Origin of the sequence: Arthrobacter sp. AQ5-05 (genome assembly GCF_003287975.1) — a bacterium.
GTDB lineage: Bacteria > Actinomycetota > Actinomycetes > Actinomycetales > Micrococcaceae > Paeniglutamicibacter.
Genome location: NZ_QMKQ01000064.1, coordinates 1 through 2,421 on the forward strand (window position 1 = coordinate 1; position 2,421 = coordinate 2,421).

General features: G+C 69.3%; 2 protein-coding genes. Both read right to left on the reverse strand.

Features of this window, described 5'->3' with window-relative positions; all coding sequences use genetic code 11:
* Positions 1 to 170: 170 nt before the first annotated feature.
* Positions 171 to 947: an ATP-binding protein gene (locus DQ353_RS20960; protein WP_113765119.1), complete on the reverse strand. Its 777-nt coding sequence runs from the start codon at positions 945 to 947 to the stop codon at positions 171 to 173.
* A partial coding sequence (istA, locus tag DQ353_RS20965) for an IS21 family transposase (protein ID WP_113765120.1) occupies positions 937 to 2,421 on the reverse strand: 1,485 nt, incomplete at its 5' end. The genes DQ353_RS20960 and istA, both read right to left, overlap by 11 nt.

Here is a 2,421-nt window from a genome sequence, read left to right on the forward strand (position 1 = left end):
TGTCAACGGCAGTTTGAAACTGCCCACTGGCGGCAACCGAAAGTGACCACTGGCGGCAGTCTCGCTGACCATGGGCGGCAATGCCATTGACCGCTGGCGGCAACGGTTTTGACCGGCCGTTCGGGGCGCCGCGCTGATGGCCGCCGGCGCCCCGAATCCTGCTCCGGTCGCTAGCCCATCGGCATCGTCCCCTTCCCGGACTGCGCCTGGATCAGCCGGATCGATTCCCCGCTGGTCTGGCAGACATGGGCGTGGTGCAGCAGCCGGTCCACGGTGGCCGTGGCGATGGTCTTGGGCATCAGCTGGTCAAAGCCAGCGGGGTGGATATTGGAACTGATGGCCAGGGAGCGTTTTTCGTAGGCGGCATCCACCACCCGGTAGAACCCCTGGGCGGCGTCGTCGGAGACCGGAAGCAGCCCGATGTCATCGACGCAGACCAAATCCGCGTTGGTCACCTTGGTGATGGCCTTGCTCACGCTGTCGTCGATCCGGTGCCGACGCACCAGGGACCCGAGGTCCTCCATGCTCAGCCAGGACACGCTCATGCCCGCGTCGATGGCCTGGTGCCCCAGGGCCTCAAGCAGCATCGACTTGCCGGTGCCGGCGGGGCCGCAGGCGATCAGGTTCTCCTTGCGCCGCACCCATTCCAGGGTGCGCAGGTAGTCGGTGGTCGCCGCCGGGATGCTCGACAGTGTCGCATCCCAGGCCTCGAACGTCTTGCCCGAGGGGAACCCGGCGCGCTTGCGGCGGGTGTCGAGCATGGACTTGTTCCTGCCGGTGGCCTCGGCCTCGAGCAGGACCCGCACGGCCTCGGCGGGGTCCCAGCGCTGGGCCTTGGCCGTGGCCAGCACGTCCTCGGCGATGGCCCGGGCGTGCGGCATGCGGTTGGTGCGCATCAACTCGATGACGGCCCCGATGCCCGGGGCGGTGGTGGTGCTAGCGGGCATTGTCGTGCTCCTGAGTGTCGGTGGTGTCTTCGTCGTCGGTGGTGCCGAACCCGGCCCAGGCGCCGGTGCCCTGGGCCAGGATCTGGTTCGGGTCGGTGACCGTGCGGGTGTCGGCGAGGTAGCCGGGGGCCCGGCTGCTCTCAATGATCGAGAGCAGGTCCTCGTGCGTGAAGCGGTGGTGCACCGCGGCGGCGCCCAGCCCGTGGTCGACGCTGGTGGCCCCCAGCAACTTGGCGACCTCCACCGCCGCGGCCATCCTCTCGCGGATCTTGCCGACCCCGGCACCGGTGGCCTCCTTCAGCCAGAGCTTCGCGCCTTCGCCGATGTCCAGGAACGCCAGCTCGGCACCGTTCTTGCCCTTCGGTTCCCGCTCCAGGGAGCCAGCGGGCCGCGGCGGGAAGTGCGCGTCGATCACCGCCGGAACCCCGGGGCGGGTCGCCCGGTGGCGAGCGACTTCGCGGGGTCCCTCGGGCCCGACGTGCACGATCACGATCTCGTCGTTTCCGGACCGCCGAACCCAGACGCTTTGGCCCATCAGGCGGTGCGGGACCGAGTAACGGGACTTCTCGAACACCACCATCGGGGTGTTCGGCGGCACCACGCGCCCGTGGCCGAGCGCAAGCGCAAACGGCTCGGCAGGCACCGGGTGCAGCGTGGCCCGTTCGAGGTTCTCCAGCATCTGCGCCGGGATCTCCAGGGTCGCCGCGTGGACCCGGTTGTTCACCTTGTCCATGAACGCCTGGCACGCCGCTTCCACCTGCGCGAACGTGTCGTAGGCGGGCAGCAGGTTCGCATCGGTGGGGACCATATCGGCCTTGGCCAGGTCCACGGTTTTCTCCACCCCGCCCTTGGTGGCGGGGTCCGCCGGCCGGCAGGTGTGGATCACCGTGGAGTAGTGCCGGGCGAAGGCCACTGCCTGCGGATTGCGCACCGGCAGCCCGGCGACGTGCTCGATGGTCACCAGCTTCTCGTTGTCGGTCAGAATATAGGTCGGGATCCCGCCGAGCAGGCGGAAGGCGCGGTCCAGGGCCGAGAACACGTTCGGTCCCTGCCGGTCGCGCATGACGAACACGATGCGGAAGCGGCTGAAGGCCAGCCAGGCGCAGAACAGCACGGTCTTGGCGCCGTCGACGACCGGGCCGTCCCCGAAATCGTACTGGAGCCACAGCCCGGGCTCCGGCGACCACGGACGGTGCGGACGGGCCCCCGCAGCCCGGTACTCGGCCTTGAGCCTGGCCAGGACGGTGCGGGTGGTGCGCGCCGATCCGGTGTATCCGAGGTTGACCAGCCGCTCGTGGACGATGTCCCCGCGGATCTTGCCCTGGGAGGTCTTGACCCAGGCCTCGATCTGTTCGGTGAACGGTTCGGCCTTGGTGGAGGTGCGCCGGTCCCGGCCGGGCTGCCGGCCCTCGTCGCGGTCTTTGATGAACGCGCGGACGGTGTTGTGTGAGACGCCGCAGATTTCCGCGGTGGC

Bases quoted from the DNA above. Each gene is read 5' to 3' on its own strand.
- DQ353_RS20960 (WP_113765119.1), bottom strand. From the start codon at position 947: ATGCCCGCTAGCACCACCACCGCCCCGGGCATCGGGGCCGTCATCGAG.